The sequence below is a fragment of the Chitinophaga ginsengisegetis genome (assembly GCF_900168065.1).
Classification (GTDB): Bacteria; Bacteroidota; Bacteroidia; order Chitinophagales; family Chitinophagaceae; genus Chitinophaga; species Chitinophaga ginsengisegetis.
This window is the reverse complement of the sequence record NZ_FUZZ01000001.1, coordinates 1940580-1967417: the sequence shown is the minus strand read 5'-3', so window position 1 is coordinate 1967417 and position 26838 is coordinate 1940580. Positions and strand designations below refer to the sequence as shown.

The 26838-nt window shown below is 47.7% G+C and carries 24 protein-coding genes; 12 read left to right on the top strand and 12 right to left on the bottom strand.

Annotation, left to right across the window (positions count from 1 at the left end; all coding sequences use genetic code 11):
• Window positions 1-37 precede the first annotated feature (37 nt).
• Together B5Z18_RS07800 and B5Z18_RS07795 are read left to right on the top strand one after the other, a co-directional pair.
• Complete coding sequence (locus tag B5Z18_RS07800) at window positions 38-859, top strand: thymidylate synthase (RefSeq protein ID WP_079468810.1); 822 nt, start codon at window positions 38-40, stop codon at window positions 857-859.
• A gap of 8 nt (window positions 860-867) precedes the next feature.
• Window positions 868-1359: a dihydrofolate reductase gene (locus B5Z18_RS07795; RefSeq protein WP_079468809.1), complete on the top strand. Its 492-nt coding sequence runs from the start codon at window positions 868-870 to the stop codon at window positions 1357-1359.
• Window positions 1360-1376: 17 nt separating this feature from the next.
• Here the strand turns inward: B5Z18_RS07795 and dnaG are convergent, their stop codons facing one another.
• Window positions 1377-3353, bottom strand: a complete 1977-nt coding sequence (gene dnaG, locus B5Z18_RS07790) for a DNA primase (RefSeq protein WP_079468808.1) — start codon at window positions 3351-3353, stop codon at window positions 1377-1379.
• Window positions 3354-3497: 144 nt separating this feature from the next.
• On the opposite strand from dnaG, the gene B5Z18_RS07785 reads away from it, so the two are divergent.
• Entirely contained in the window at window positions 3498-4670 is a 1173-nt protein-coding gene (locus tag B5Z18_RS07785; RefSeq protein WP_079468807.1) for an acetyl-CoA C-acyltransferase, read from the top strand.
• A gap of 267 nt (window positions 4671-4937) precedes the next feature.
• On the opposite strand, the gene B5Z18_RS07780 is transcribed toward B5Z18_RS07785, so the two are convergent.
• Window positions 4938-5546 carry a hypothetical protein gene (locus B5Z18_RS07780; RefSeq protein ID WP_079468806.1) on the bottom strand — a complete coding sequence of 203 codons (609 nt, stop codon included), beginning with the start codon at window positions 5544-5546 and terminating at the stop codon, window positions 4938-4940.
• Window positions 5547-5693: 147 nt separating this feature from the next.
• Here B5Z18_RS07780 and B5Z18_RS07775 point away from each other — a divergent pair, with 147 nt between their 5' ends.
• Window positions 5694-6728 (top strand): pyruvate dehydrogenase complex E1 component subunit beta, encoded by a 1035-nt coding sequence (locus tag B5Z18_RS07775; protein WP_310009845.1) that lies wholly within the window; start codon window positions 5694-5696, stop codon window positions 6726-6728.
• 84 nt (window positions 6729-6812) lie between these two features.
• Here the strand turns inward: B5Z18_RS07775 and cysM are convergent, their stop codons facing one another.
• The 3 genes from cysM to B5Z18_RS07760 all read right to left on the bottom strand — a co-directional run bounded on the left by cysM (window position 6813) and on the right by B5Z18_RS07760 (window position 8759).
• Window positions 6813-7694: a cysteine synthase CysM gene (gene cysM, locus B5Z18_RS07770; RefSeq protein WP_079468804.1), complete on the bottom strand. Its 882-nt coding sequence runs from the start codon at window positions 7692-7694 to the stop codon at window positions 6813-6815.
• Between the two features lie 4 nt (window positions 7695-7698).
• On the bottom strand, window positions 7699-8511 hold the full coding sequence (locus B5Z18_RS07765) for a serine O-acetyltransferase (RefSeq protein WP_079468803.1): 813 nt from the start codon (window positions 8509-8511) through the stop codon (window positions 7699-7701).
• Between the two features lie 98 nt (window positions 8512-8609).
• Window positions 8610-8759: a GrpB family protein gene (locus B5Z18_RS07760; RefSeq protein WP_079468802.1), complete on the bottom strand. Its 150-nt coding sequence runs from the start codon at window positions 8757-8759 to the stop codon at window positions 8610-8612.
• A gap of 102 nt (window positions 8760-8861) precedes the next feature.
• Here B5Z18_RS07760 and B5Z18_RS07755 point away from each other — a divergent pair, with 102 nt between their 5' ends.
• The gene (locus tag B5Z18_RS07755; protein ID WP_079468801.1) at window positions 8862-10046 is read left to right on the top strand and encodes a sigma-54-dependent transcriptional regulator; all 1185 of its coding nucleotides are present in this window, start codon (window positions 8862-8864) and stop codon (window positions 10044-10046) included.
• Window positions 10047-10058: 12 nt separating this feature from the next.
• Entirely contained in the window at window positions 10059-10706 is a 648-nt protein-coding gene (locus B5Z18_RS07750; protein WP_079468800.1) for an alpha/beta fold hydrolase, read from the top strand.
• Window positions 10707-10713: 7 nt separating this feature from the next.
• On the opposite strand, the gene B5Z18_RS07745 is transcribed toward B5Z18_RS07750, so the two are convergent.
• Window positions 10714-11583: a MerR family transcriptional regulator gene (locus B5Z18_RS07745; RefSeq protein WP_159454230.1), complete on the bottom strand. Its 870-nt coding sequence runs from the start codon at window positions 11581-11583 to the stop codon at window positions 10714-10716.
• Between the two features lie 176 nt (window positions 11584-11759).
• Here B5Z18_RS07745 and lepB point away from each other — a divergent pair, with 176 nt between their 5' ends.
• The 3 genes from lepB (at window position 11760) to B5Z18_RS07730 (ending at window position 14018) form a co-directional block, all read left to right on the top strand.
• Entirely contained in the window at window positions 11760-12959 is a 1200-nt protein-coding gene (gene lepB / locus B5Z18_RS07740) for a signal peptidase I (protein ID WP_079468798.1), read from the top strand.
• A gap of 109 nt (window positions 12960-13068) precedes the next feature.
• Window positions 13069-13557 carry a cytidine deaminase gene (locus tag B5Z18_RS07735; RefSeq protein ID WP_079468797.1) on the top strand — a complete coding sequence of 163 codons (489 nt, stop codon included), beginning with the start codon at window positions 13069-13071 and terminating at the stop codon, window positions 13555-13557.
• 77 nt (window positions 13558-13634) lie between these two features.
• Window positions 13635-14018, top strand: a complete 384-nt coding sequence (locus B5Z18_RS07730; RefSeq protein ID WP_079468796.1) for a hypothetical protein — start codon at window positions 13635-13637, stop codon at window positions 14016-14018.
• Between the two features lie 186 nt (window positions 14019-14204).
• On the opposite strand, the gene argS is transcribed toward B5Z18_RS07730, so the two are convergent.
• The 4 genes from argS to B5Z18_RS07710 form a co-directional block, all read right to left on the bottom strand.
• Complete coding sequence (gene argS / locus B5Z18_RS07725) at window positions 14205-16133, bottom strand: arginine--tRNA ligase (protein ID WP_079468795.1); 1929 nt, start codon at window positions 16131-16133, stop codon at window positions 14205-14207.
• A 106-nt stretch (window positions 16134-16239) separates the two neighbouring features.
• Window positions 16240-16815, bottom strand: a complete 576-nt coding sequence (locus B5Z18_RS07720) for a porin family protein (protein WP_079468794.1) — start codon at window positions 16813-16815, stop codon at window positions 16240-16242.
• 81 nt (window positions 16816-16896) lie between these two features.
• On the bottom strand, window positions 16897-17382 hold the full coding sequence (locus B5Z18_RS07715; protein ID WP_079468793.1) for a GNAT family N-acetyltransferase: 486 nt from the start codon (window positions 17380-17382) through the stop codon (window positions 16897-16899).
• A 65-nt stretch (window positions 17383-17447) separates the two neighbouring features.
• On the bottom strand, window positions 17448-18758 hold the full coding sequence (locus B5Z18_RS07710) for an OmpA family protein (protein ID WP_227024657.1): 1311 nt from the start codon (window positions 18756-18758) through the stop codon (window positions 17448-17450).
• A 325-nt stretch (window positions 18759-19083) separates the two neighbouring features.
• Between B5Z18_RS07710 and dnaK the strand changes: the two genes are divergently transcribed.
• From dnaK to B5Z18_RS07695, 3 genes are all read left to right on the top strand, one after another.
• Window positions 19084-20991, top strand: a complete 1908-nt coding sequence (gene dnaK / locus B5Z18_RS07705; protein WP_079468791.1) for a molecular chaperone DnaK — start codon at window positions 19084-19086, stop codon at window positions 20989-20991.
• A gap of 230 nt (window positions 20992-21221) precedes the next feature.
• Window positions 21222-23834 carry a 4-alpha-glucanotransferase gene (locus B5Z18_RS07700; RefSeq protein ID WP_143313522.1) on the top strand — a complete coding sequence of 871 codons (2613 nt, stop codon included), beginning with the start codon at window positions 21222-21224 and terminating at the stop codon, window positions 23832-23834.
• 62 nt (window positions 23835-23896) lie between these two features.
• The gene (locus B5Z18_RS07695) at window positions 23897-24937 is read left to right on the top strand and encodes a dipeptide epimerase (RefSeq protein ID WP_079468789.1); all 1041 of its coding nucleotides are present in this window, start codon (window positions 23897-23899) and stop codon (window positions 24935-24937) included.
• Here the strand turns inward: B5Z18_RS07695 and B5Z18_RS07690 are convergent.
• Entirely contained in the window at window positions 24913-25182 is a 270-nt protein-coding gene (locus tag B5Z18_RS07690; RefSeq protein ID WP_079468788.1) for a hypothetical protein, read from the bottom strand. The two genes, B5Z18_RS07695 and B5Z18_RS07690, sit on opposite strands and share 25 nt — an antisense overlap.
• Window positions 25169-26725 carry a C25 family cysteine peptidase gene (locus tag B5Z18_RS07685; RefSeq protein WP_079468787.1) on the bottom strand — a complete coding sequence of 519 codons (1557 nt, stop codon included), beginning with the start codon at window positions 26723-26725 and terminating at the stop codon, window positions 25169-25171. The genes B5Z18_RS07690 and B5Z18_RS07685 overlap by 14 nt, the downstream gene beginning before the upstream one ends.
• Window positions 26726-26838 lie beyond the last annotated feature (113 nt).

The window sequence follows — 26838 nt, the reverse complement described above, 5'->3', positions numbered from 1 at the left end:
ATTTTTTCAACTGGAAAACTTCGTAAATTGCGACCTTATGGAGCAGTATTTATCTTTATTACAACATATTATACGGGAAGGCGCTGTAAAAACAGACCGCACCGGCACCGGCACTACCAGCTGTTTTGGCTACCAGATGAGATTCAACCTGCAGGACGGTTTCCCGGTGGTGACCACCAAAAAGCTGCATCTCAAATCGATTATATATGAACTGCTCTGGTTTTTAAGAGGAGATACCAATACCGGCTGGCTGAAGGAACATGGCGTAAGCATCTGGGATGAGTGGGCCGACGAAAATGGCGACCTCGGACCGGTGTACGGAAAGCAATGGCGCAGCTGGGAAACCCGCAGCGGTAAGGTAATAGACCAGATCACTGAAGCCGTAAATACCATCAAAAATAATCCTGACTCCCGCCGTATTATTGTGAACGCCTGGAATGTGGGTGAACTGCCGGAAATGGCGCTCAGCCCCTGTCATTGCCTGTTCCAGTTTTACGTAACTCCTGCAGATACTGCTAAAGGGGAAACCCGTGGTAAACTGAGCTGCCAGCTGTATCAGCGCAGCGCCGACGTATTCCTGGGCGTACCTTTCAATATCGCGTCTTACGCTTTATTAACCATGATGATGGCGCAGGTGTGCAACCTGGATGCCGGCGACTTTATCCATACTTTTGGTGATGTGCACCTGTACAGCAACCATATAGAGCAGGCCAACCTGCAGCTGGGCCGGCAACCATTCCCGCTTCCGGTAATGAAGATCAACCCGGAGGTAAAAGATATTTTCTCCTTTAAGTATGAAGATTTTGAACTGGTAAATTACCAGTTTCACCCGGCCATTAAAGCACCGGTAGCCATATAACTTCCCATATGCGTATATCCATTATCGTAGCCGCTTCGGAAAATAACGTAATCGGTATCAATAATATGTTACCCTGGCGTTTGCCGCTGGATCTTAAATATTTTAAATCCACCACATTGGGAAAACCCATTGTAATGGGACGTAAAACATTTGACTCCCTCGGTAAACCACTTCCCGGCCGGCCTAATATAGTAATCACCCGTCAAACGGATTTTCAGCCGGAAGGTGCGTATGTAGTGCGTTCTGTGGAGGAAGGTGTTGAAAAGGCAAAATCTTTCGGCGGTGATGAACTGTTTATCACCGGCGGCTCCCAGATTTTCGAGCAGGCGTGGCCGTTAGTAGAGCGCATCTATCTTACCCGCGTATACGCAGTGGTTCACGGGGATGCTTTTTTCCCTCAGCTGGATGGGGCAGAATTTGAACTGGTAAGTGATGAACGCCATGAGGCAGATGAAAAAAATCAGTATCCTTTCTCCTTCCAGGTATGGGAGCGGATTTAAGCTACTAACGCGAACGCTTACTTGAAAATAACGGTACCCATACCGTTGGTAAGTTCTTTCTCCAGGGAGTTGAGGTGTTTCTGCATTTCAAGACAGCTTTTAGCCGCTTCGTAGTCGTTTTCCTTGAAGGCCTTTTGAACTTCGGCCTGATTTTCATAGATTAACTTTTTCACTTTCCGCAGGATCAGATAGTTGGTAGTGGAGAGTGTATCTTTTAAATATGCATCGTCGCCATAAACAGTATCTATTTCAAATTGTTCTTTCCATTTCATACTGAGATCGGCTTCCTGATCTTCCAGGATATTGGCAATCTCTTTTGAAAATTGCTGATCTTCATGATAAAGAAACCAGCGTTTATCCTGGAGATTCCCTGCATCATACAAGGCTTTGTATTCCCTTAAAATCCTTTTCACCAGCTCACTTTCCGCCAGCGCCTCAAAATCGTAGGGGAGATGGAACACATAATCTGCTACAGTACTATTGTCTTCTTCTTTAAAAGGCTTGTCGCCAAAACGTAACAGGATTTTTACCAGCGCCTTTTCCTGTTTTTCATGCCCGTTGATGAGCGAGTCAACCGAAATGCCTGTTTCGGCCGCTTCCATTGCGGCAATGGCTTCTTCACTCAGGTCATCATCACTGGGTGCGGGATTGTTACGCGCGTATGCCTGCTCGCGTTTAACGAGGCGGTCGCGGATAAATTTATTGACCAGCTGGATCAGCCCCTGCTCATCGATATGGAGTAACTGGCTGCATTGACGGATATAATCCTGCTGCCGGGTAAAATCTTCCGCCTTATCAATTTTGGAAATGGTTTCAGCGATTTCATTTACCAGCTGCGACTTTTTATTACTGTCGGTGCCGGCTTCCTGCATGCTGAGCTGCAGCTTAAACAGTACAAAGTCCTGCTTGTTATCTTTAATGAATTCACGGAACGCTTCCGCCCCGATCTTCTGCACATAGCTATCCGGATCTTCTTTGTCCGGCAGCAATACCAGCTTCACGTTCAGCCCTTCTTCAATAGCCATGTCCAGCCCGCGGAGCGCTGCTTTCACCCCGGCGCTGTCGCCATCATAAAGGATGGTGAGGTTATTGGTGTATTTCTTAATCAGCCGCAGCTGGTCCTGTGTAAGGGAGGTACCACTGGAGGCCACCACGTTTTCCACACCTGCCTGGTGCAGGGAAATTACGTCGGTATAACCTTCTACGAGCAGGCACTCATTGAGTTTATCGATGGCGTGCCGTGCAAAGTAGGTACCATACAGTACCCGGCTTTTTACATAGATTTCGTTTTCAGGAGAATTGATGTATTTGGGCGCCCGGTCTGATTTTACCAGGATACGCGCGCCGAAGCCCAGTATTTTTCCGGATTGGTTATGGATCGGGAAAATCACCCGGCCGCGGTAGTTATCGGCAGGTTGATCGTTGCGGATGGTAACCAGTCCTGTTTTTTGCAGGTATTCCAGGTTGTATCCTTTGTTCAATGCCGATTTGGCAAAAGCGTCAAAGGTATTCAGACAGTAGCCCAGCTGGAACTTTTTGATGGTTTCTTCCGTAAATCCTCTTTCTTCAAAGTAACTCAGGCCCACATTCTGGCCTTCCTCTTTATTAAAAAGGGTATCGGTAAAGTATTCACGGGCGTAGTTGTTGATGATAAACAAACTATCCGCCATCAGCTGGTGCTGCTTCAGTTCCGGGCTTACTTCCGTTTCCTCCAGTTCTATCTGGTACCGTTGTGCCAGCCACCGGAGCGCTTCTACATAGGAGTACTTTTCATGCTCCATGATAAAGCTGATGGAATTGCCGCTGGCGCCGCAACCAAAGCATTTATAGATTTCTTTGCCGGGAGATACGGTGAAAGAAGGGGACTTTTCGTTGTGAAACGGACACAGGCCCAGGTAGTTGGCGCCTCTTTTTTTCAGCTTAACGAAGGAACCCACAATTTCCACAATATCAATGCGGCTGAGGATCTGTTGTATGGAGTTCTGAGATATCACGGTTTGGTAAATGCAACTGCAAACATACGGGAAAATTAGGATTTGGAGAGAAGGAGGGTAGTATGTCCGCGTGGTTGCTGTTCCCGGCAACTTTTCCTTATATTTGGTAGATTATAAACTAGCCAAATCAATCTTATTTATCAGATGAAAGAAGTATTTATAGTAGCTGTGGCCCGCACCCCTATCGGTTCGTTCAATGGCGCACTGGCAAGCATTCCGGCCACTCAGCTTGGCGCTCACGTTATTAAGGCGGCACTGGAAAGGGCTGGTATTGCCCCGGCACAAGTAAATGAAGTATATATGGGCAATGTACTCAGCGCCAACCTCGGCCAGGCGCCTGCCAATCAGGCGAGCCTCGCTGCAGGCGTACCCAATAATGTGCCCTGTACCACTGTTAACAAAGTATGCGCTTCCGGTATGAAAGCCATTATGCTGGGCGCCCAAAGTATTATGCTGGGCGACAACGACGTAGTAGTTGCCGGCGGCATGGAAAACATGAGCGCTACGCCTTACTACCTGGATAAAGCCCGTACCGGTTATAAACTGGGTCATGGCGCTATCACCGACGGTATCATCCGCGATGGCCTCTGGGACCCCTACAAGGATTTTCACATGGGCAACGCAGCAGAGCTGTGCGCCACCGAATACAAAATTACCCGTGAAGACCAGGACGCCTACGCGATTGAAAGTTATAAACGCGCGGCAGCAGCCTGGGAGAAAGGATATTTTAAAGATGAAGTAGTGCCGGTGCAGGTACCCGGAAAACAGGTAGTAACAGTATCTGAAGATGAAGACTACAAAAAGGTCATCTTTGAAAAAGTACCTTCCCTGAAACCAAGTTTTCAGAAAGATGGAACCATCACTGCTGCCAATGCCTCCAACATCAACGACGGCGCGGCAGCCGTAGTGCTGGTAAGCGGCGAAAAACTGAAAGCGCTGGGATTAAAGCCACTGGCAAAGATTATCAGCTTTGCAGATGCTTCGCAGGCGCCGGAATGGTTTACCACTACGCCGGTAAAAGCCATCAACAACGCGCTGACCAAAGCCGGGCTGAAAATCAGCGATATGGACGTGGCAGAAGTGAACGAAGCATTTTCGTGTGTGCCTATTGCCAATGCGAAAGACCTGGGGCTGTCGCTTGATAAGGTGAATGTATGGGGCGGCGCCGTAGCAATGGGGCATCCTATTGGGTGCAGCGGTGCGCGCATTGTGGTAACGTTGAATGCTATCCTGCATCAGCAGCAGGCGCGTTACGGTGTTGCAGGGATCTGTAACGGCGGTGGCGGCGCCAGCGCAATTATCATCGAAAGAGTTTAATGAAGGGTCGTCAGCTGATGGTTGTTGAAAAACCATCAGCTGATCTTGATCTGTAGCGAACCGGGCAGTTATACGGTTCCCGGTTACCTGGATATTACTTCTCGCATACTTCTCCGGTACTTCTCGGATACTTAGGAGTCGTCTATGTGTCGTATTCCCCATACAGTTCCTATACAGTCCCCATACACTCCCTATACTCTCCCCATACTGTTCCCATACACTCACCATACACTCACCATACACTTCCAATACACTCCCCATACACTATCAATAAATAGCAATCACCGTATCTATGCTGTTTACCTGTATCCTTACGCTGTCTTTTCCCCGTTTTGCCATCTTCAGCGATTGCAGTGCAGCCTTCGGTTTTACCACATCCGGTACTATTTTCTCAAAAAACAGGTATTTGTCTTCCACCAGGCTGTAAACCGGGTAGGTGGATAATATGCCGGTGCTTTTCGTTTGCAGGGCGTAGTCGTCGTCGATATTGTAGCGGTGAAACTCGCTGTCCGACAGCAGGGTGATGGCAGCTACCAGGGTGAGGGTACGCAGTGGTGGCAGGAGCAGGCCAAGCAGCAGCACAAACGGAAACCCGAAGAAACCGGTCAGGTAGGCGTACCGGGCGTCGTTATCCGGCTTGGTGAGGCCGTAAATAAGCATGCCGGTACCTGCGTAGAGGGTAAAGAACACCCGTTCGGTTTGGGTGCCTTTGAAGCCGTAATCATTCAGCATCAATAATACGCATAAGAGCGCAAAACAGCCAAAAATCAGGTGCAGGTACCACAGGAGTGCCTGTAGTTCCGGCGCTTTTGCCTTTTTAATTTTACAGGAAAGGGCGGCTAAAAAGCATAAGGTAAGGATAGTGATGGTAATCATGACAGCGGGTAAAGTTGTTGGCAGGTCTTAATAAAGTTTGAAATATAAATATATGTATTTATTTTAATTAATACTATACACACTGCTTGTCGGAGGTATAATAATTATTAATCGGGTGTTTGCTTTGCTTTTTCGCTAACAAACAATATTTTTGCCCTGCCTTTCAATAAGGCATTTAAACTTTCAATTAAGAATAGCATGCGTCAGATAGCTTTCAGACAAGCCTTAAGAGAAGCCCTGCAGGAGGAATTTCGCCGTGATGAACGGGTATTCCTTATGGGGGAGGAAGTAGCCGAATACAATGGTGCTTATAAAGTGAGCCAGGGAATGCTGGATGAGTTTGGTCCAAAACGTGTTATTGACACGCCGATTGCTGAACTTGGATTTGCTGCTATCGGAGTAGGTGCTGCACAGAACGGCCTGCGTCCGGTGGTTGAATTCATGACCTGGAACTTCGCTGTACTGGCGTTGGATCAGATCCTCAATACTGCTTCAAAAATGCTGGCAATGAGTGGCGGCCAGGTAGGTTGCCCGATCGTTTTCCGCGGACCAAACGGTTCTGCCGGACAATTAGGTGCACAACACTCTACTGCATTCGAAAGTTACTACGCCAACATCCCGGGCCTGAAAGTAATCTCCGTTTCCAATCCATATGATGCAAAAGGTTTGCTCAAAGCGGCTATCCGCGACGACGATCCGGTTGTTTTCATGGAAAGTGAACTGATGTATGGCGATATGGGTGAAGTTCCTGAAGAAGAATATATCATCCCGATTGGTAAAGCAGATATCAAACGTGCCGGTAAAGATGTAACCATCGTATCTTTCAACAAAATGATGAAAGTAGCGCTGGGTGCAGCGGAAGAACTGGCAAAAGAAGGTATCGAGGCAGAAGTAATCGATCTCCGTACCATCCGCCCGTTGGACTGGTTCACCATCCTGGAGTCTGTGAAGAAAACAAACCGCCTGGTAATTGTGGAAGAACAATGGCCATTCGCAAGTATTTCTTCCGAAATTACTTACCGTATCCAGAAAGAAGGTTTCGACTACCTGGATGCACCTATCCGCCGTATCACCGCACAGGATGCACCTATGCACTACGCGCCTAACCTGGTTAAACAATATCTGCCGGATGTGGAACGTACCGTGAAACTGGTGAAAGAAGTGATGTACATGAAGAAATAGCAACCGCTATAAGTATAAAAAAGAAACGGAGCGAAGATTTTCTTCGCTCCGTTTCTTTTTATCTCTTTAAATATTAAATATTTATCAGGAAAACAGATCGCTGGAAAGGTACCTGTCGCCACGATCACAGATGATACTAACGATCACGCCACTACTTAACTCCTTCGATACCCGCACTGCCGCTGCCACAGCGCCGCCGCTGCTCATACCGCAAAATACCGCTTCTTCTTTTGCCAGTCTTTTGGTCATGATTCTCGCTTCTTCTTCTGAAATGTCCATAATACGGTCTACCCTCGGTTTTTCAAATATTTTGGGAAGATAAGCCTCCGGCCATTTGCGGATGCCCGGGATTTTTGAACCTTCTGTAGGCTGGCATCCCACAATCTGTACTGCCGGGTTCTGTTCTTTTAAATAGCGGGATACTCCCATAATAGTACCGGTAGTGCCCATTGCGCTTACAAAGTGGGTCACTTCCCCGTTGGTATCTTTCCAGATTTCCGGTCCGGTAGTTTTATAGTGCATGCCGTAGTTATCGGGATTGGCAAACTGGTTGAGCATATAATAGCCGCCTTTCTCCATCTGGGCATTGGCGTAGTCAATAGAGCCTTCCATCGACAGCTCCTTTGGCGTGAGCGTAACTTTTGCACCATATACTTCCATGGTGAGCACCCGTTCGCGGGTGGCGTCTGCAGGCATTACCAGCTCTATTTCAAGTCCGAAAATACTGGCAATCATAGCCAGCGCAATACCGGTATTACCGCTGGTAGCTTCTATCAGTTTCATGCCCGGTTTAATATCGCCCCTGTCCAGTGCGCCTTTGATCATGCCATAGGCGGCCCTGTCTTTTACGCTGCCGGCAGGATTGTTCCCTTCCAGCTTGGCGAAAATTTTAACGGCCGGGTTAACGGATATCTTCTTTAATTCTACCATCGGCGTATTGCCGATCAGATCTATGATGGAAGCCATTGTACTAGTCCTGGTTTGTATCTGAAAATTTATGTTCTGCTTTATAATAGATCCGGGAGAAAGGTTCCACACTTTTAATCAGCCACACATTCCCGCCTATTACGCTATGATGGCCTATCACTGTATCTCCGCCAAGAATGGTGGCGCCGGCGTAAATCACCACATGCTCCTCAATGGTCGGATGGCGCTTGCTGCGCGCCATACTCTTCTCAATGCTCAGTGCACCCAGTGTTACGCCCTGGTACAGCTTTACATGCGGTCCTATCACGGTGGTTTCCCCGATCACAATGCCGGTACCATGATCTATGCAGCACCACGGTGCAATTACGGCGCCCGGATGAATATCCACTCCTGTGCGGGAATGCGCCAGTTCTGTGATCATCCGGGGTAATACCGGTATCTTCAGCTGGTACAGGGCATGCGCAATGCGGTAAAAGGCAATGGCATAAAACCCGGGATAGGCGCGGATTACCTCGTATAAACAGGATGCCGCCGGATCGCCCTGGTAAATGGCCGAGGCATCTTTTGTCAGTTCATCATATATTACCGGTACTTTATTCATAAAGTCGCGGCTCAGGCCCGCGGCATCTGCGGGCAGCTGATTTTCCATTGATTGCAGCAATTGCTGCAACTGAGCTTCCAGTTCATGGCCAAAACGCTCCAGCGCCACCGGATCAGCAATTACCTGACCGGTATGTTCAGGGAATAACCAGTTTAACAGGTGGCTCACAAATTCATCTACTGCACCCGTGGCAGGATAGGCGTTCGCCGCTGCCAGCTGGTGCCGCCGCTTCAACTCTTCCAGAAAATCATTCATATGCGGATCGAATTACAGGTATTGGCACTTTAATAGTTACTGAAATTACGCATTAATCCTGTAAAGGTAGTAGACTGTCTGCTAATATTCAAGCCTTCTTATCTGCCCGGATATAGGCCACTTGTAGAACCAATGTGGTCAATAGCCAGCGCGTATTCACCGGCCGCATCGCCCGGCTCCCGGGCTATTTCGGGGAATTCTTCCGGCCAGCACGGACTATATGGTAATATCTCAATTGTTTCTGACATGTTAAATGATCCCTGATATAATGCAATTTTAAGGGATTAATCTTTATTTTTGCCCGTTGTATAAAAGGCAGGTATTGCCGGTCGTACAAAATAAAACTGATTATGGCTAACATTTTAATAATAGACGACGAAAAAAGTATTCGTAAAACACTCACGGAAATTTTAACTTATGAAGGTTATAAGGTAGATGAGGCCGCGGATGGTATGGAAGGATTTAAAATGTTCCAGGCAAAGTCATATGATGCCGTTCTTTGCGATATCAAAATGCCTAAAATGGACGGACTGGAGTTTCTCGAGAAAGCCCGTGAGGTGAACGGAGATATTCCTATTATCATGGTTTCCGGCCACGGTAATATTGATACGGCAGTAGATGCGGTAAAAAAAGGCGCCTATGATTATATTTCAAAGCCGCCGGATCTGAACCGCTTACTCATTACCCTGCGTAATGCAATGGATAAAACCACGCTGGTTACCGAAACCAAAACCCTGCGCCGCAAGGTGAATAAGGTGCCGGAAATGATTGGTCAGTCCAGCCCGATCCTGAAAATTAAAGAAACGATAGAAAAAGTAGCGCCCACGGATGCCAGGGTACTCATCACCGGAGATAACGGGGTAGGTAAAGAACTGGTAGCCCGGTGGCTGCATGAACGCAGTAACCGCGCCGCCGGCCCGATGGTGGAAGTGAACTGCGCAGCCATCCCCGGAGAGCTGATAGAAAGTGAACTGTTTGGTCATGAAAAAGGTTCCTTTACCTCTGCTGTAAAGCAGCGGATCGGAAAATTTGAACAGGCCAGCGGCGGTACCCTTTTCCTGGATGAAATTGGCGATATGAGTCTCAGTGCCCAGGCAAAAGTACTGCGCGCCCTGCAGGAAGGAAAGATCACCCGCGTAGGCGGAGATAAGGAAATAAGTGTAGACGTACGGGTGGTAGCCGCTACCAACAAAGATCTGCTGCAGGAAGTGGAAAACAAGAACTTCCGCCTGGATCTCTATCACCGTTTAAGCGTGATCCTGATCCACGTACCTTCCCTGAACGACCGCCGGGATGATGTACCTTTGCTGGTAGACAGCTTCCTGGACAGCGTTTGCAGTGAATATGGCATTACCCGCAAAGTAGCAGATAAAGAGGCCATGAAGGCTTTACAAAACCACAACTGGACTGGTAATATCCGTGAGCTGAGGAACGTGGTGGAAAGGCTCGTGATCCTTTCCGGTAAAACCATCACTGCGGAAGATGTGGACGATTTTGTGGTACCGAGCCGCGACAAAAGGAAAGTAAGCTCTTAACCGGCTAACAATATGCAAAAACACCTGTATCTGATCAGTGGGCTGGGAGCGGATGAACGCATTTTCAACAACCTGCGTTTTCCCTCCGGCTACCAGGTGCATCACCTGCATTGGATCCCTCCATTGCCGGATGAACCCATCAGCCGCTATGCGGCACGTATGGCCAAAAACATTACGGCTGATGGGACGGTAACCTTAATAGGCGTGTCTTTTGGCGGTATTATGAGCCTGGAAATAGCCCGGCACATCCCTGTAGAAAAGAACATCCTGCTATCAAGCATTAAACGAAGCTCGGAAAAACCTCCCTACTATAACTGGGTAAAGAAACTCGGCCTGCATAAGTTGCCCGACAGCCTGCTGTACCAGCGGCGAAGCGCTATTGTCAGGAAATTCCTCAATATTGAAACACCGGAAGAACGTACACTGGTAAACGAATATCTTGCGAAGCGCGATTACACCTATACGCGGTGGGCGGTAAATGCTATCCTGCATTGGGAAAACGAGCAGGTACCGGAAGGCGTGGTGCATATCCACGGTGCACGCGATATGCCTTTCCCGGTTAAATATCTTCAACCTACACACCTGATCCCCGATGGTGGCCATTTTATGGTGCTGAACCGCTCGGAAGCCATTAATCGTATCCTCGAAGAAGTGCTCTGAGAAATGGTCAGCTGAATGCCTGCAGCTCTTCCAGGCTTTTTATAACAAATACATTCGCCGGCAGCGGCATGGTCAATTGCCAGGACTGTGGCCCCGATAACAGGATTTTAATGCCCGGGAACTGCTGTGAGAGTGTGGCAGCAAAGCGGTTCATTACCTGTTGCGTAACATTGGTAAGCAGATGGGTATAGATGTGGGTCACCGGACGGGCCGGGGCAAATGCTTCCAGGTCTGCCAGGGGGACATTGGCGCCAAAACTGGTGACCAGTTTGCCACTCTTCTTCAACAGGTATTGTGCGTATAACAAAGGTATTTCATGAAATTCTCCCTCCGGGAGAAATAACAGGTAATGGGCGGTAGCCTGTTGGTTCATCTGCTGGCCGTCGATAGCCGTCATTATTTTAGTACGGATAATATTGGAGCAGAAGTGCTCCTGTGCCGGAATCACGTTGCCGGTAAGCCATAGTACGCCTATCTTTTCAAGGAAAGGGTAAATGATTTTTGTAATGCAGTGTTCAAATCCCAGGTGCAGTACCTGGCTGTAAAAAACACGTTCAAAGCGGAAGTAATCGTAGTCGAGTGTGGCGGCAATCAGCTCATTTACCTGGAGGCCGGCGGAAGATCCTTCAGCGGCCAGCTGCAAGGACAGTTTATTTTGTTCCTCGTCCGACAAAGCAGCTATGCGCGAGATCCTGATCCCGTGATGATATAAATACGCAATACGCAGTAAGGTTTTCAGATCCTCCCCGTCATAGATCCTGTGGTTGGTATCCTTCCGCCTGGCGGAGAATAACTGGAACCGCTGCTCCCAGATCCTGATGGTATGCGCCTTTATACCGGTAAAGTTCTCAATATCCTTAATCGTAAATGTATTCAACGGAGGTATAGTAAACGTCAAATTTAGGCAATTCGGCGTAGGGTACACCATATACCTAAAAATTATAATAAACAATCTTTTAATCTATTTTTAAGAAAACTTTTGTAAAGTAATAGCAACTGGCTAGCAACAGAATATTATATTTGCCTTTTTAAGCATCTAATAAGCGTAACTGAATGAACCTGGCATTTTGGAAAAAAAACAAAGACAGTCAGCCTAAGAAAAAGAAATCTGCGGTTAGAGAATGGTTAGACGCTGCGATCTTCGCTATTATAGCAGCCACGCTTATCCGCACCTTTATTTTTGAGGCCTATACGATCCCGACCCCTTCAATGGAAAAAACCTTACTTGTGAACGACTTCCTGTTTGTGAGCAAGATCAGTTACGGACCACGTATCCCAATGACCCCACTGGCAGTACCTTTTGTGCATCACACGCTGCCTTTCACCAAATCTGCCAAAGCCTATTCAGAGGCGGTAAAATGGAAATACAGACGTTTACCCGGTTTTTCAGCAATCAAGCGGTATGATGTAGTGGTATTCAACTTCCCCGAAGGAGATACCGTGGCCATTGATTCGCCCGATCCCAGTTATTATGGCATGGTGCGGCAGTTCGGCTGGCAGTCGGTCCAGAATTCTTACAAAATCATTCAACGCCCGGTAGACAAAAGGGAAAACTATATCAAACGCTGCATGGCCGAAGCCGGCGATACGATCCGGATCATTAAAGGTGCAGTATATGTAAACGGACAGGCAGCACCGGTTCCCCCTGGCAGCCAGCATAAATATGTAGTGGAAACTACCGGCGATCAGCTTAACAGCAGCCGCCTGGAAGACCTGGGCATTGCTACTTCCGGTTCTGACTTCTACCAGCTCGATGCCAGCAAGTTCATTTACAACCTCACACCGGCCAATGTTGCAGCGCTGGAACAATTTAAGCCGATCGTAAAAGACATTAAAATATACCAGGAGTCTGATTTTACAGATTTCAATTACAATAACGTTTTCCCGCACGATACTGCCCATTTCAAATGGACAGAAGAAAACTTCGGTCCGTTGTATATTCCTAAAAAGGGCGTTACCGTTAAGCTGGATGAAAGCAACATTGCTTTATACGACCGCATTATCCGCGTATATGAAGGCAATACACTGGAAAGAAAAGACGGTAAATTTATCATCAACGGTCAACCCGCTGATAGCTATACTTTTAAAATGAACTATTACTGGATGATGGGGGATAACCGTAACAACTCCCTGGATTCCCGTTTCTGGGGTTTTGTGCCGGAAGATCACGTGGTGGGTAAAGCCTGGCTGATCTGGATGAGTTATGGAGAAGGCGGTATCCGCTGGAGCCGTATCTTCAGAAATATCAAGTAAGCAACCGCCCGAAATATAATTTAAAGTAAATTACGGACCGGCACTATGCCGGTCCGTCGTTGTCTTACCCCGACAACGGCTATACGAAGAACCCTTTTCAACTGTTGTTATGGAGAAACAATTGCTGCATATCGAATACGAGGTATATGATGATCTTGCCGGTCTTTCCGACGCTGATGCATGGCTGCTGAAGGAAGCAAGGGAAGTAACGGAATACGCTTATGCGCCTTATTCCCGTTTCCAGGTGGGAGCAGTGATCCGGCTGGCCAACGGTGAAATCATTGCCGGTTCCAACCAGGAAAACGCTTCTTATCCGATCGGGTTATGTGCGGAGAGAGTGGCGCTGGCTTCTGCTGCGTCGGTATATCCCAATATTGATATTGATACCATCGCCATCAGTTATAATAACCTCAATGGGGAGAGTACGCATCCTATTTCTCCCTGCGGGATTTGCCGGCAAACATTGTCGGAGTACGAAAGGAAACAGGAAAGCCCTATCCGGGTGATTATGGGGGGATTAAGCGGTAAGATATATGTGATCAGCCGTGCGAATGACTTGCTGCCCCTTTCCTTTAGCGGGGACGAGCTGGGTTTGTGATTACTACATATAGATAAGTTTTCATTTGCAATATATTCTTTATATATTTGTCCGGCGCCCCATAAGTGCTGCGACCTATGAAACCCTGTCAGCTATCAGTTAGTATCTGTTGTATTGTATTACTTACTGCAGTGTATAGTGAACCGGCAGCCTGTTACTTTGATAAAAAAGAAGTCAACTACCGTCCGGGGCTATACGTTTTTAAGGATACCCTGAAAAGAGTTAACCGTTATCAGCATCTGGCACACGACTTGTACGAAAGGAAACTTTTTAAACAGGCAATAGTGCAATGGAAAAAAGTTTTACACTTGCAACCTACCAATGCTTTTGCTATGTTTATGCTCGGAAAATCGTATATGGGTGCGGGTGAGCAGGAGAAGGGGGAACGCCTGTGCGATGAGGCCATCATAATGGGAGAACTACATGATAAAAATATTTGCCACAGTGTAGAGGGACTTTAAACAGCGCATAAAGGATAGGCAAGCTCCTTTTTCGCTGCGCTGCTTACTGTGGTATTTTCTTCGGCAATTTCGGCCACGGCGGCCGCAAGTTGCTAACGCTGCAACCCGTAAGGGCTGCAGCGTTTTAATGAAACAAAAAAGGAAGGCATTGCGCCTTCCTTTTTCTGTTTATAATTTTAACCGTTATTACATTCTTTCCGGTACACGGATACCCAGTAATTTCATGCTTTGAGCAATAGTGTGGGCGGTGAGCATGATAATCTGTAAACGCAGCTTCTTCTTTTCTTCACTGGTTGCGCGGATGATGGAATAGGTGGGTACCCCTTCCACTTTCTCGGCATAAAAGGAATTGAATAACTGGGCCAGCTGGAACGCATAGTTGGCAATCACAGAAGGACTCAGTTCGCGGTACGACTCTGCGAGTATACCCGGAAACTGTTCGTTCAGGATGATCAGTTCCTTTTCCAGCGGCAGCAATTCTCCTTCGTAGGTGTACGCCTCCAGCCCTTCTGTTGTGCCGGCATCGCGGAGGATAGATTTGATACGCGCGTACGCATACTGGATAAACGGAGCGGTAAACCCGTGCAAATCGATTGATTCTTCCGGATTGAAGATCATTTTCTTTTTAGGATCTACACGAAGCAGGAAGAATTTCATAGCGCCCATGCCTACGGTATCATACAGTTCGTTGAGCTGCTCATCGGAAAACATATCCAGGTTTTTGCCGGATTGTTGTGTTTTTTCGGCGGCAGTATTCACCATTTCTGTGATCATATCATCTGCATCCACTACGGTACCTTCCCGGCTTTTCATCCGGCCATGCGGTAATTCCACCATGCCATAGCTGAGGTGGTGGATACCTTTGGCAGAAGGTTCTCCCAGTTTCTCCATAATCAGCTGGAGTACTTTGAAGTGATAGTTCTGCTCATCTGCCACTACATATACACTCTGGTCCATGTGGTACTGTTCATATTTCAAACGCGCCGTACCCATGTCCTGGGTCATATATACAGAGGTGCCATCTCCGCGGAGCAGCAGTTTCTGATCCAGCCCGTCGGCGGTCAGGTCTATCCATACAGAGTTATCTTCTTTTTTAAACAGCACGCCTTTCTCCAGTCCTTCGGCTACGAGGTTTTTACCTAACAGGTAAGTTTCACTCTCGTAGTACATCTGGTCGAAATCAATACCAAGCCGTTTGTAGGTTTGATCAAAGCCTTCATACACCCAGCCGTTCATAGTAGCCCACAATTCCCTTACTTCAGGGTTGCCGGCTTCCCATTGCTGCAGCATGATCTTCGCCTGCTGCATGATCTCTGTTTTATTACGCGACATCTCTTTGATGTCGTCCATGATCTTGCCAGACTTTTCTTTATCGTCTTTTACTTCCGGCTTATGCAGCGCAGTAACCAGCTTCTCCAGCTTTTCAGTTTCGGCGCTGTCGAAGTCGCGGAAATCATTTTCCAGTACGCGGTCAATGATAATTTCTGCCTGTTCCTTCACTACAGATTCAAACTTCACGTAGTAGTCGCCCACCAGGTGATCGCCTTTTATACCGGTAGATTGTGGGGTGTCGCCATGTGCAAACATTTGCCATGCCAGCATGGATTTGCAGATGTGTATACCGCGGTCATTTACCAGGTTGGCTTTGATCACTTCGTAGCCATTGGCTTTCATAATTTCAGCGATAGCATATCCCAGGAAATTATTACGCAGGTGACCGAGGTGTAAAGGTTTGTTGGTATTGGGAGATGAATACTCTACCATGATCCTTTTACCATTGGCAGGCTGTATCCCGATGTTTACGTCACTATAATGTTGCTGCAGGAATTTTGTCCAGTAGGTATCGTTAATGCTCAGGTTCAGGAATCCTTTTACTACGTTGAATCGCGCAATCAGTTCCGGATAGTGGGCAGTCAGGTATTCCCCGATACGTTGTGCAGTTTCTTCCGGTTTCTGCCGGCTGAATTTTGTAAAAGAGAAAACGACAATGGTATACTCACCTTCGAATTCAGGCTTGGTGGTATTAATAGCAATATCTGCTGCTGTTAACTGCTGATCGTAAAGTGAATTAATGGCGGCCACGGCGGCCGTTCTGATGGATTGTACAACACTCATGCTGAAAATGATTAATGCGAGGGGCAAAGATAGTTAATTAGCCGAAAGCAGCGAAGGTTGTCTTTATCAGACAACCTTCGCTTATCCGGAATATTTTATTCCTGCATTAAAAAGTGTAAAACACACCGATCTGTGCTACGGAGTTTTTGCTGTCCACTTTGTCGGAATCATACACATTGGTAAGTCCGAAATTATACCGGCCGCTAACACCGAGGCCCATATCGAACTTATAACCAAAGCCGAAGCCCAGTCCAAAGTCTACGGATTGCATATCATCTTTGATATCTACCGTTACGTCGCCGGATTTAACCTTGGCTGCTGTGAGAAAGCCTACCTGCGGACCTGCTTCCAGGTAAAATTCAGGCACAATGGAATACTGCACCATTACCGGTACATTAACATAGTTAACCTTTACGGTGTTGGAAGTGGTTAACCATAATACACTTCTTTCTGCTTTGGTGCCCTGGGTAGAATACAATACTTCCGGTTGGATAGCCCAGCTTTTATCCAGCCCGATGTTAACAAGACCTCCTGCGTGAAAGCCTGCGAGGGTTTTGGAGCCGTCGGTATCAGTTAGTTTGGAGATATTCAAACCACCTTTAACACCGAACTTTACATTTTGTGCTTGTACTGCCAGCATAGTTCCAATGGCTAATACACCAGACAGAATAAGTTTTTTCATGATATGTTATTTTGTAAGCCCCAGTTGGCAAGAAGTGTGCCGGTTTACAAAGAGGAATAGAAATCCACCTGTTGAGGAAAACTACAAATCCTTCAGCATCCAGCTGTCACAGCCAAAATGGCCGGTATTACCCATCGGGCCTGTCAGGTACCGGAATCCGAACTGTTCATATACTTTTCTGGCCCTGGCTAATTCGGGGGCAGTTTCCAGGTAGCATTGCGTGTAGCCGTTTTGTTTAGCGTAATCCAGGCATAAGGTGATTAGCTTGCCTGCCAGTCCTTTTCCGCGGGCTTCGGGGAGGAGGTACATTTTCTGTAGTTCGCATACGTGCGCTTCACCGCCATCCAGCGGGTGGATGCCGGCCCCGCCGATTATTTCATTGTTTGCCACTGCTACGTAATAAACTGCACGGGGAATATCAAACAGTTGCGAGAGGTGGTCGGTGGTAGGGTCTGAAAACGCAGTACCGGCCTTGTTCATGCCGAATTCTGTCAACGTGGTTTTTACTATATGGGCAATTGCCGGATCGTCTGCTGGCGCTATTGTTCTGATGATATATGGTTCCATAAAATGAAAATAGGGATTTTTTGATTTTTACATCAAAAAATCCCTATCATCTTATAGTCAGCCTGTTAGAATATTGTAAACTCTACTCTTCTGTTTTTCTGCCTGCCTGCCGCTGTTTTATTGGAGGCAATAGGTTGTGTCATACCATAACCTACGGCTTCAATTTTAGAAGCGTTCACGCCTTTTTCCACAAAATAGGCTTTAACGGATTCGGCTCTTTCCTTTGACAGGGCGAGGTTCCGTGATTTGCTGCCTACATTGTCGGTATGGCCGGCCAGCTTGAGGTTGAGGTTTTTGCGTTTCAGGAGTGCTGCCACCCTGTCGAGTGCAGGATAGGAGCTGGGCTTGATACTGGCCTTTGCAAATTCAAACTCCAGGTTCTGAATGGCTTCTCTTACTAGACGGTTATCTTCTTCTGTAATCACTACTTTTTCTTCCTGCTTCACTACTTCCGGTACCGGCAACGGACAGCCGGAACCATCTACTTTGGTATTGGCAGGTGTGCCTGGGCATTTATCGAAGAAGTCGGAAACACCGTCTCCGTCACTGTCTTTTGTCAGTTTATCCACATCAGCCGTCAACCTGGCATTGTTCTGATTGGCAGCATCCAGTGAGGCTGCGAGGGTGGTTTTCTGGGCTTCCAGCTCGTCGTACATCACTTTGGCCGGATTGGACCACTGCAGTTGTTTTTTGCCTTTCTTTCCCAGGGCGAACTCCAGTCCTGCGTAGCCATAGGAGTACTTATCCTTATTGGGACCGTAGTTGTAACCGTCGAGGTTATCACCGTCGGTGTAATACATGGTATAGCCCAGGTCCAGGTTAACAGCTTCTGACAGTTTGAATTTGAGCCCAGCGCCTACAGGAATAATCAGTTCCTTGATGGCTTTATCTTCTGCTTTATAAGGAAAGCTGGTGTTATCGTTCCTGGTTACGGTTGGTTTATATCCGGCCAATCCGCCGCCTACAGAGGCGTACAGCTGAACAAAGTTCTCACGGAATAACCAGTTGACCGTGGTGATATTAAATACGGCGTTTAAAGTTCCTGACCAGTTTAGTTTGGTTTCGTAGGATTTATATGGTCTGACAGGAAGGGAGCCATTGCCGAGTTCCTTGCTGTTATCGGCCTGGAGTTTACCGCCTACATAATCGGCCCGGAGGGCAAAGAAGTGCAGGATCTGGTACTTCACATAGGCGCCGTAACCGGCAGATCCTTTCCACTTGGTGAAGTCGTTACTGCCACCAGTGGCAGCAACTGGCGCCAATACGCCGCCGTTTACGCCGATTGACCATGTTTTATAGTCACTGGGGCCACTGAATAATTTCGCTGTGGGTACAGCCGCAGAAGTGGCAGAAGGTTGATCCTGAGCCTGGCTCATCATTGGGGTGGTTGCTAACAACAAGCACGCAGCCCTCCATAAAATGGATGTGTTCATAAGAAATAACGGTTAGGTTACACAATTTGTACAATTATTAAAACAAAGGGTCAGGAATAAAATAGCTTAAAGGAAGGCGAGGTTATGAACAAATTAAACGATACAGTTATTAGTAATCAGGTGTGTTTACCAACAGGCTAACTGCGATCTATGATCAAATATAGGGTACCTGACTGACATAATTTCATATTTTTTTGCTTGGCATAATCATTGACAAACCAACGACAAACACGAAAATACTTACAACTAAAGGATAATCTTTAATACTATGGGAAAAATAATAGGCATTGACTTAGGAACTACCAATTCATGCGTTGCCGTAATGGAAGGTAACGAACCGGTAGTGATTGCCAATGATGAGGGCAGGAGAACAACCCCATCTGTAGTGGCTTTTTTAAAGAACGGAGAAAGGAAAGTAGGTGACCCCGCAAAGCGTCAGGCTATTACCAACCCCGTAAACACTATTATGTCAGTGAAGCGTTTCATGGGCCGTCATTTTGACGAAGTTGCCAGTGAAGTGAGCCACGTTACATATAAAGTGGTAAAAGGGGACAACAATACCACAAGAATCGATATAGACGGCAGATTATATACTCCGCAGGAAATTTCAGCAATGATCCTGCAGAAAATGAAGAAAACGGCCGAAGACTACCTGGGCCAGGAAGTAACAGAAGCAGTAATCACTGTACCTGCTTACTTTAATGACGCACAACGTCAGGCTACCAAAGAAGCCGGTGAAATTGCCGGTTTAACTGTTCGCCGTATTATCAATGAGCCTACTGCTGCGGCATTGGCTTATGGTATGGACAAAAAACACCACGACAGCAAAATCGCTGTATTTGACCTCGGTGGTGGTACCTTCGATATCTCTATCCTGGAATTAGGTGATGGCGTATTTGAAGTAAAATCTACCAATGGTGATACTCACCTGGGTGGTGACGACTTCGATAAAGTGATCATGGATTGGCTGGCAGACGAATTCAAAAAAGATGAAGCAGTAGATTTACACAAAGATCCAATGTCATGGCAGCGTTTAAAAGAAGCTGCTGAAAAAGCAAAGATCGAATTATCTTCTTCTCAGGAAACTGAAATCAATCTTCCTTATATCACCGCAGTGGATGGTGTTCCCAAACACTTAGTGAAAAAATTAACCCGCGCTAAATTTGAGCAGCTGAGCGACAGCCTGGTGGAAAGAACACTGGAACCTTGCCGCAAAGCACTGAAAGATGCCGGTATGAACACTTCTGAAATCGACGAAATTATACTGGTAGGTGGTTCTACCCGTATCCCTAAGATCCAGGAAGTAGTAGAAAAATTCTTCGGTAAGAAACCTAATAAAGGTGTAAACCCGGATGAAGTAGTAGCCGTAGGTGCTGCTATCCAGGGTGGTGTACTGACAGGTGAAGTGAAAGACGTACTGTTACTGGACGTTACTCCGCTGTCACTGGGTATCGAAACAATGGGTGGTGTAATGACCAAACTGATCGAATCCAATACCACTATCCCTACCAAGAAATCTGAAACCTTCTCTACTGCAGCAGATAGCCAGCCTAGCGTGGAAATCAATGTACTGCAGGGTGAAAGGCCAATGGCTAACCAGAACAGAACCCTGGGCCGCTTTATCTTAGGTGATATTCCTCCCGCTCCGCGTGGCGTTCCACAGATCGAAGTAACTTTCGATATCGATGCCAACGGTATCCTGCACGTAACTGCAAAGGATAAAGGCACCGGAAAAACACAGAACATCAAGATTGAAGCTGGTAGCGGTTTGAGCAAGGAAGAAATCGAAAAGATGAAAGCCGAAGCAAAAGCCAACGAATCATCAGATAGAGAACAACGCGAAAAGATCGAAAAGCTGAATAAAGCAGACAGCCTGATATTCCAAACCGAAAAACAGGTGAAAGAATACGGCGACAAACTGCCTGCTGATAAGAAAGCAACTATCGAAGCGGCACTTGAAAAGCTGAGAGAAGCACACAAATCACAGGATAGCGCACAACTGGATACTGCTACCGCAGAACTGGAAGCTGCCTGGACTGCTGCTTCTGAAGAGCTGTACAAAGCCTCTCAGGGTCAACCGGAAGGTGGCCAGCCAAATGGCGGTCAGCAACAGGGCCAACCTCAGGGTGGTGGCAACGATGGCGTTACCGACGCAGAATTCGAAGAAGTAAAATAAGCGCATATGCTGTCTTTCTCAGGATTAGACTGATTATGCTGATTTCTTTGATTTTACTTTTTAGATTATAAATGATTTAGGGGAGATATAGGCGAATATAATCGCTTATGTCTCCCCTAATCTTTTTAAATCACTGTGATCAAATCCCTGAATCAGCATAATCAGTCTAATCCTGAGAAAGACAACATTCGCTATTTTTTCCTACTTTGTTCCGGCTTAGCCGGGACCAGATGAGTTATAGTGTACGTTTTTATCTCCGTTATCATACTTATTACGGGCAGGATCTATACCTGCTTGGTAATTTACCTGCGTTGGGTAATGAAGTTCCCCTGCATGCCCGCCGTATGCAATGGGGAAATGAAGAATGGTGGTATACGGATATCCAGCTGACACCCGGTGGTGCTTTTACCCTGCGATACCAGTACCTGTTAAAAGAAGGGGAAGAAGCAGTATATGAAGGCGCTGTGCGCGAATTTGTTTTTATCCCCGGAGAACATCCCGATATTGTTTTCATAGATAGCTGGAATGATGCTTATCGCCCGGAGAATGCCTGGTTAACGGCTCCCTTTTCACGTGTTTTTTATAAAAGACCTGCCGCAGCAATTGCTGCTGTACTAACAGCCACGCATATATTCCGTGTACAGGCCCCCCTGTTAACTGCCGGTAAAACCGTTTGTTTGCTGGGTAGTGATCAACCGATGGGTAACTGGAACACCGGTAAACCCCTGCTGCTGCAATACGATGAACAGGGCTGGTTTTCTATAGCACTGGACCTTTCCGGCGTAACGGCGCCTGTGTATTATAAATACGGCATCTACGACCTGGAGCGGCAACAATTTGTTCAGTATGAAACCGGCAGCAACCGCGAATTACACACCACTGCTGTGGCAGGGCGGCAGGTAATTTTGCACGACGGATTTTTGCGTGTTGTGCATACCCCCTGGAAGGGCGCCGGTGTGGCTGTACCCGTGTTCAGCCTGCGCAGCCCGGAAGGATTTGGTACCGGCGAATTTGCAGACCTGCCCGCACTTGCGCAATGGGCGCAGCATAAAGGACTGCAACTGATACAGCTGCTACCGGTGAATGATACCATACAAACCGGTACCTGGAAAGATTCCTATCCATATGCCGCTATTTCTTCCTTTGCGCTGCATCCGCAATATATCCGCTTACAGGATGTAGGCAGCCTGCCCGCACAACACCCGTTGCAACGGCAATTCGACCGGCTACGGCAATGGCTCAACGAAAAAGAAACCGTTGACTATGAAGAAGTGATGTCGTTTAAACTGGCCTATCTGCGGGCACTGTTTGAAGCAGAAGGCAACCGCCTGCAAACGGCTGAATACCGGCAATGGCTGGGTGCCAATGAACATTGGTTGCTGCCTTATGCCGTGTATTGCTTCCTGCGCGATCGCTATGGAACCGGCGATTTTACGCTGTGGCCGGAGTATAACGTATATGACTATACGGCTGTAAAATATCTGGCGGAGACGGATAAAAATGCTGCAGCGGCCGTGCAGTATCACTTCTTTGTACAGTATCACCTGCACCGGCAACTGGTTGCCGCCAGCACCGCGGTACACAGCTACAACGTAGTGCTGAAAGGGGATATCCCCATTGGGGTAGCCCGCCACAGTGCAGATACGTGGATGAACCCGGATCATTACCACCTGGATATGCAGGCAGGCGCGCCACCAGACAGCTTTACCAGCGAAGGCCAGAACTGGGGATTTCCCACCTATAACTGGAAACGCATGATGGAAAACGGGTTGCAGTGGTGGCAGCAGCGGCTCCGTCATATGTCTGTTTACTTTGACGCGTTCCGCATTGACCACATCCTCGGATTCTTCCGCATCTGGCAGATTCCGCGGGAAGCGATACAGGGAATCCTGGGATATTTTCATCCAGCCGTTCCCGTTACCCCGGAGGAAATACACCGCCGCGGCATTCACTTTGACGAAAGCAGGTACTGCCTGCCTTATATAACAGACGCCATCCTCGGGGAATTATTGGGTAACTACGCAGGCATGATGAAAGAGCAGCTGATGCATCCCTTGCCGGATGGGCGCTACCAGCTATTGCCGGCATACAGCACGCAACGAAAAATAGAGGAATCAGCATTGCCGGAAGCAGTAAAAACAATCCTCTATACCCTGATAGCCGATGTATTGTTTATAAAAGTGACTGACGCCGGCAAAGCGTTGTACCATCCCCGTTATGATATGGCCGCCACCAGGTCGTTTGCCGCGTTAGATGCCAATAGCAGGGAAGCGCTGTCTGCATTGTACCACGACTACTTCTACCTGCGGCAGGAAAGCTGTTGGCGAAGGGAAGCGCTTGATAAGCTCCCCCTGATAAAAAGGGCCACGCATATGCTCATCTGCGGAGAAGATCTCGGCATGGTGCCCGCCTGCGTGCCCGGCGTGATGCAGGCACAGGGCATTTTAAGCCTGGAAATTGAACGCATGCCCAAATCAGGAGATGCCCTCTTCGCAGACATCTCAAAGGCGCCCTACTTGTCTGTTTTAACCCCTTCCACGCACGACATGAGCACCCTGAGAGGGTGGTGGAAGGAAAACGCATCTGTCTCCCGGAAATACTATCAGCAACAACTGCAACATACCGGACCAGCTCCTGCTACCGCCACGCCGGAACTGATCCGCGAAATTATCAGCCGGCATATGGCGGCTCCCGCCATGTGGCGCATCTTCCAGGTACAGGACCTGTTAGCTGCGGAAGCCCCGGAAAGCAACCGGCATCCTGATGTGGAAAGGATCAATATTCCCGCAGTAGCATCGTATTACTGGCGTTACCGCATCCCACGGAACCTTGCAGACAGATGACCGGGCGCAGTTAACAATATCATAAATGCGTTGTATTTTCACAGAAAGAACCCGTTAGTAAAATGAAGCTCACCCTTTTTCCTTTTGAACTGAAATTCAGGCACACTTTTACGATTTCCCGTAAGTCAAAAGATCTGCAACCCCTGCTGGTAGTAAAACTGGAACAGGAGGGCAAGAGCGGGTTGGGTGAAACCGCCGACAATGCCTATTATGAGATGACTATACCACGGCTGATGGCAGATATTGAACAGCACCGTTCTTTTATTGAAAATTATACCCTGCACACACCTGAGCTTTTCTGGCAGGATATGTATCCGCTGCTGAAAGACAATATGTTTGCACTATGCGCGCTGGACATCGCCGCGTGGGACCTGTACGCCAAACAACAGCAACAGAAACTCTACGAGGTATGGGGACTGGATATTTCGCATAACCCACTCACCGACTATACCATCGGTATTGATACCATTGAAAATATGGTGCGGAAACTACAGGAATTTCCGTGGCCTATCTATAAAATTAAACTTGGCACAAAGGAAGATATTGCCATTATCAAAGAGCTGAGAAAGCATACCACGGCTGTTTTCCGGGTGGATGCCAATTGTGCCTGGGGAGTAGAGGAAACCCTGCGTAACGCGGTTGCCTTAAAGGAACTGGGTGTGGAGTTTATTGAACAGCCAATGGCTGCAGCAGATAAAGAGGGTATGAAACGGGTATATGATGAAGTAGTGTTACCGGTTATTGCCGATGAAAGTTGTATTGTAGAGCAGGATGTAGCCCAATGCCACGGCTATTTTCACGGCATCAATATCAAGCTCACCAAGTGTGGTGGCATTACGCCGGCGCTACGGATGATTGCGGAAGCGAAGCGTTCAGGCATGAAGGTAATGACCGGCAGTATGAACGAAAGCACCGTGGGCACCTCTGCAGTGGCGCATCTGCTGCCGCTGCTGGATTATGTGGATATGGACGGACCGCTGCTACTGGCAGAAGACAGCGCTGATGGTATTAAGATGGAAAACGGTCGTATTATTTACGCCGACAGATGGGGAACCGGTGCTGAGTTATTACATGAAGATCACTCTTCTTCTTTCCACGTTTGAGCAAGGAAAACATAGTCTTCAATGCAGCCGGTGGCTACTATTATTTTGCCGGCCAGTGGCATCAGCGGGTTAGGCATAAAAGGATTTGCTCCTGACGGGCGTATCAGGTAATCTCCCTGATCTGTTACCAGGAATACGCCGAGGTGTTCACTTTTACTGTGTTTACCAAATGTGCGGAGCACCAAACGCCCGGTAAGTGTAATAAAGGGACTGTTTTTGTCCCTGTTGCTGTTATCTGCTGACATATTCACGATACCCCAGTATTTGATTATTCTTTTCTTTCACCACTATCACCTTTGTTGAAGGTGAGTCCCCAATGGTGGCAGATTCCGAAAATACGTGAAATTTTACAGATGGCATGGAACCGCTCACATCTTCTTTCACCGCCGGGTTATTTTTCTTGTTTATAAATACTTTCGGATCCCTTTTTTCGGCGAAGTTTTTTTCGTCCAACAGCTTGTGCATCGCATTGTGCAGCGCGGGATCTGTGGCATGCGAGCCGTCGGATGGATGGGGTACAGCGATAAAGTCGTCCAGCATTTTACCCCGTGCTTCGAGGTTATCGCGGCGGTTTTGCAGGGTGTTCACAAAAAGCTGTGTATCACCGGGGCTGCTGGGATCTTTGTCGTTGATCACCGGCTGCCAGGATGGATCGCCCAGCAGGTAAAACTGTGCAGCTGTTTTCAGTTCGTAGGGGTCCAGCGTGGGGCCCATTTCATTCAGGAACCGTTGCCTGGCCTCCAGCAGGGCTCTGCCGGTAGAGGCGCCGTTCAGCACATTGATCACAAAATACTGTGTAAGCAGATCTGCCAGTCCCTGCCCGGTGGGCGGGCCATAGGCAATATTGGAGCTGCCTACAAAAGCGAGGGCATGATTCAGCAGGTAGCTGTTGGCCATGCTAATCCGCTTACCGCTGTTTTTCTTCGGGTCAAACAGCTGGCCGCCATAGCAGCATTCTGCCGCTACGATGGTGCCGTGGGTGATTTTGTCTTTCAGGATATCTGATCTGAGCGCCAGTGGAAATTCGGTGGATTTTTGTCCGTAAAACCCAGGATTATAAATTGCCCCGTGGCAGTTGATGAAATGTGTTTTTGCCTGTAGTTGTGCGGCGGTCCAGTTGGTGCCATTCAGCGTTTCATCGCTGCCGGGAAATATCAGCAGGTTGGCGGTACTGCCAAAAATGTTCTGGAGCGTGTTCTGGGTAGAGTTCTGCCAGTCGAAAGTGCTCATGGAAAAATAGGGGAGGTAATCGCCCTGTTGGGAGGGCACTGCCGCCATAATATTGGTAATGAGCGTGTGCAGGTAAGAAGCATCCGCCACGCCGGGAATATCCGGCAGGCGGCCTACCACCCGGATAGGCGAAATAAACTTACCCGGGTCCGTATCATATGGCGTGTCGCACGCATAGGGCAGATCGCTGGGGATAAAGGTATCGGGGTCATTGTCTCCCGGTAATAAATTCTTCAGCCGCTGAAATGGAATGATGTCCTGTGAACCCAGCAACAGGATATATCCGGGTGAAAAGAAGCGGTACAACTCATCAATCGCTTTTTTATTCTGGGCGTCGTCCGTAACCTGTGTCACTGCGGTAGACTGGCAGGCTTGCATCTGTGCCGCATCATCAAGGAAAATAATGTGGGCATCCAGGTGCCTGTTGTTATCAAATGCCTGTAATGCGTTTATATCATCCAGGATCTGCTGGTGAGTGTCGCCGTATTTCTGTTGAAGGGCGGATTTATTGGTTATAATGAGTTTTGTTGTCAGCATATTAATGTGAGGGCCGGCCATAATTATCCTGATTAAGCGTTCAAAAATATTGAATTAAAGGGTAATATGGTACCGGTCTCCAAACAATATTAATATTTCCCTGCGCAAGGTATTTGCATACTGAAAAAGTAAAC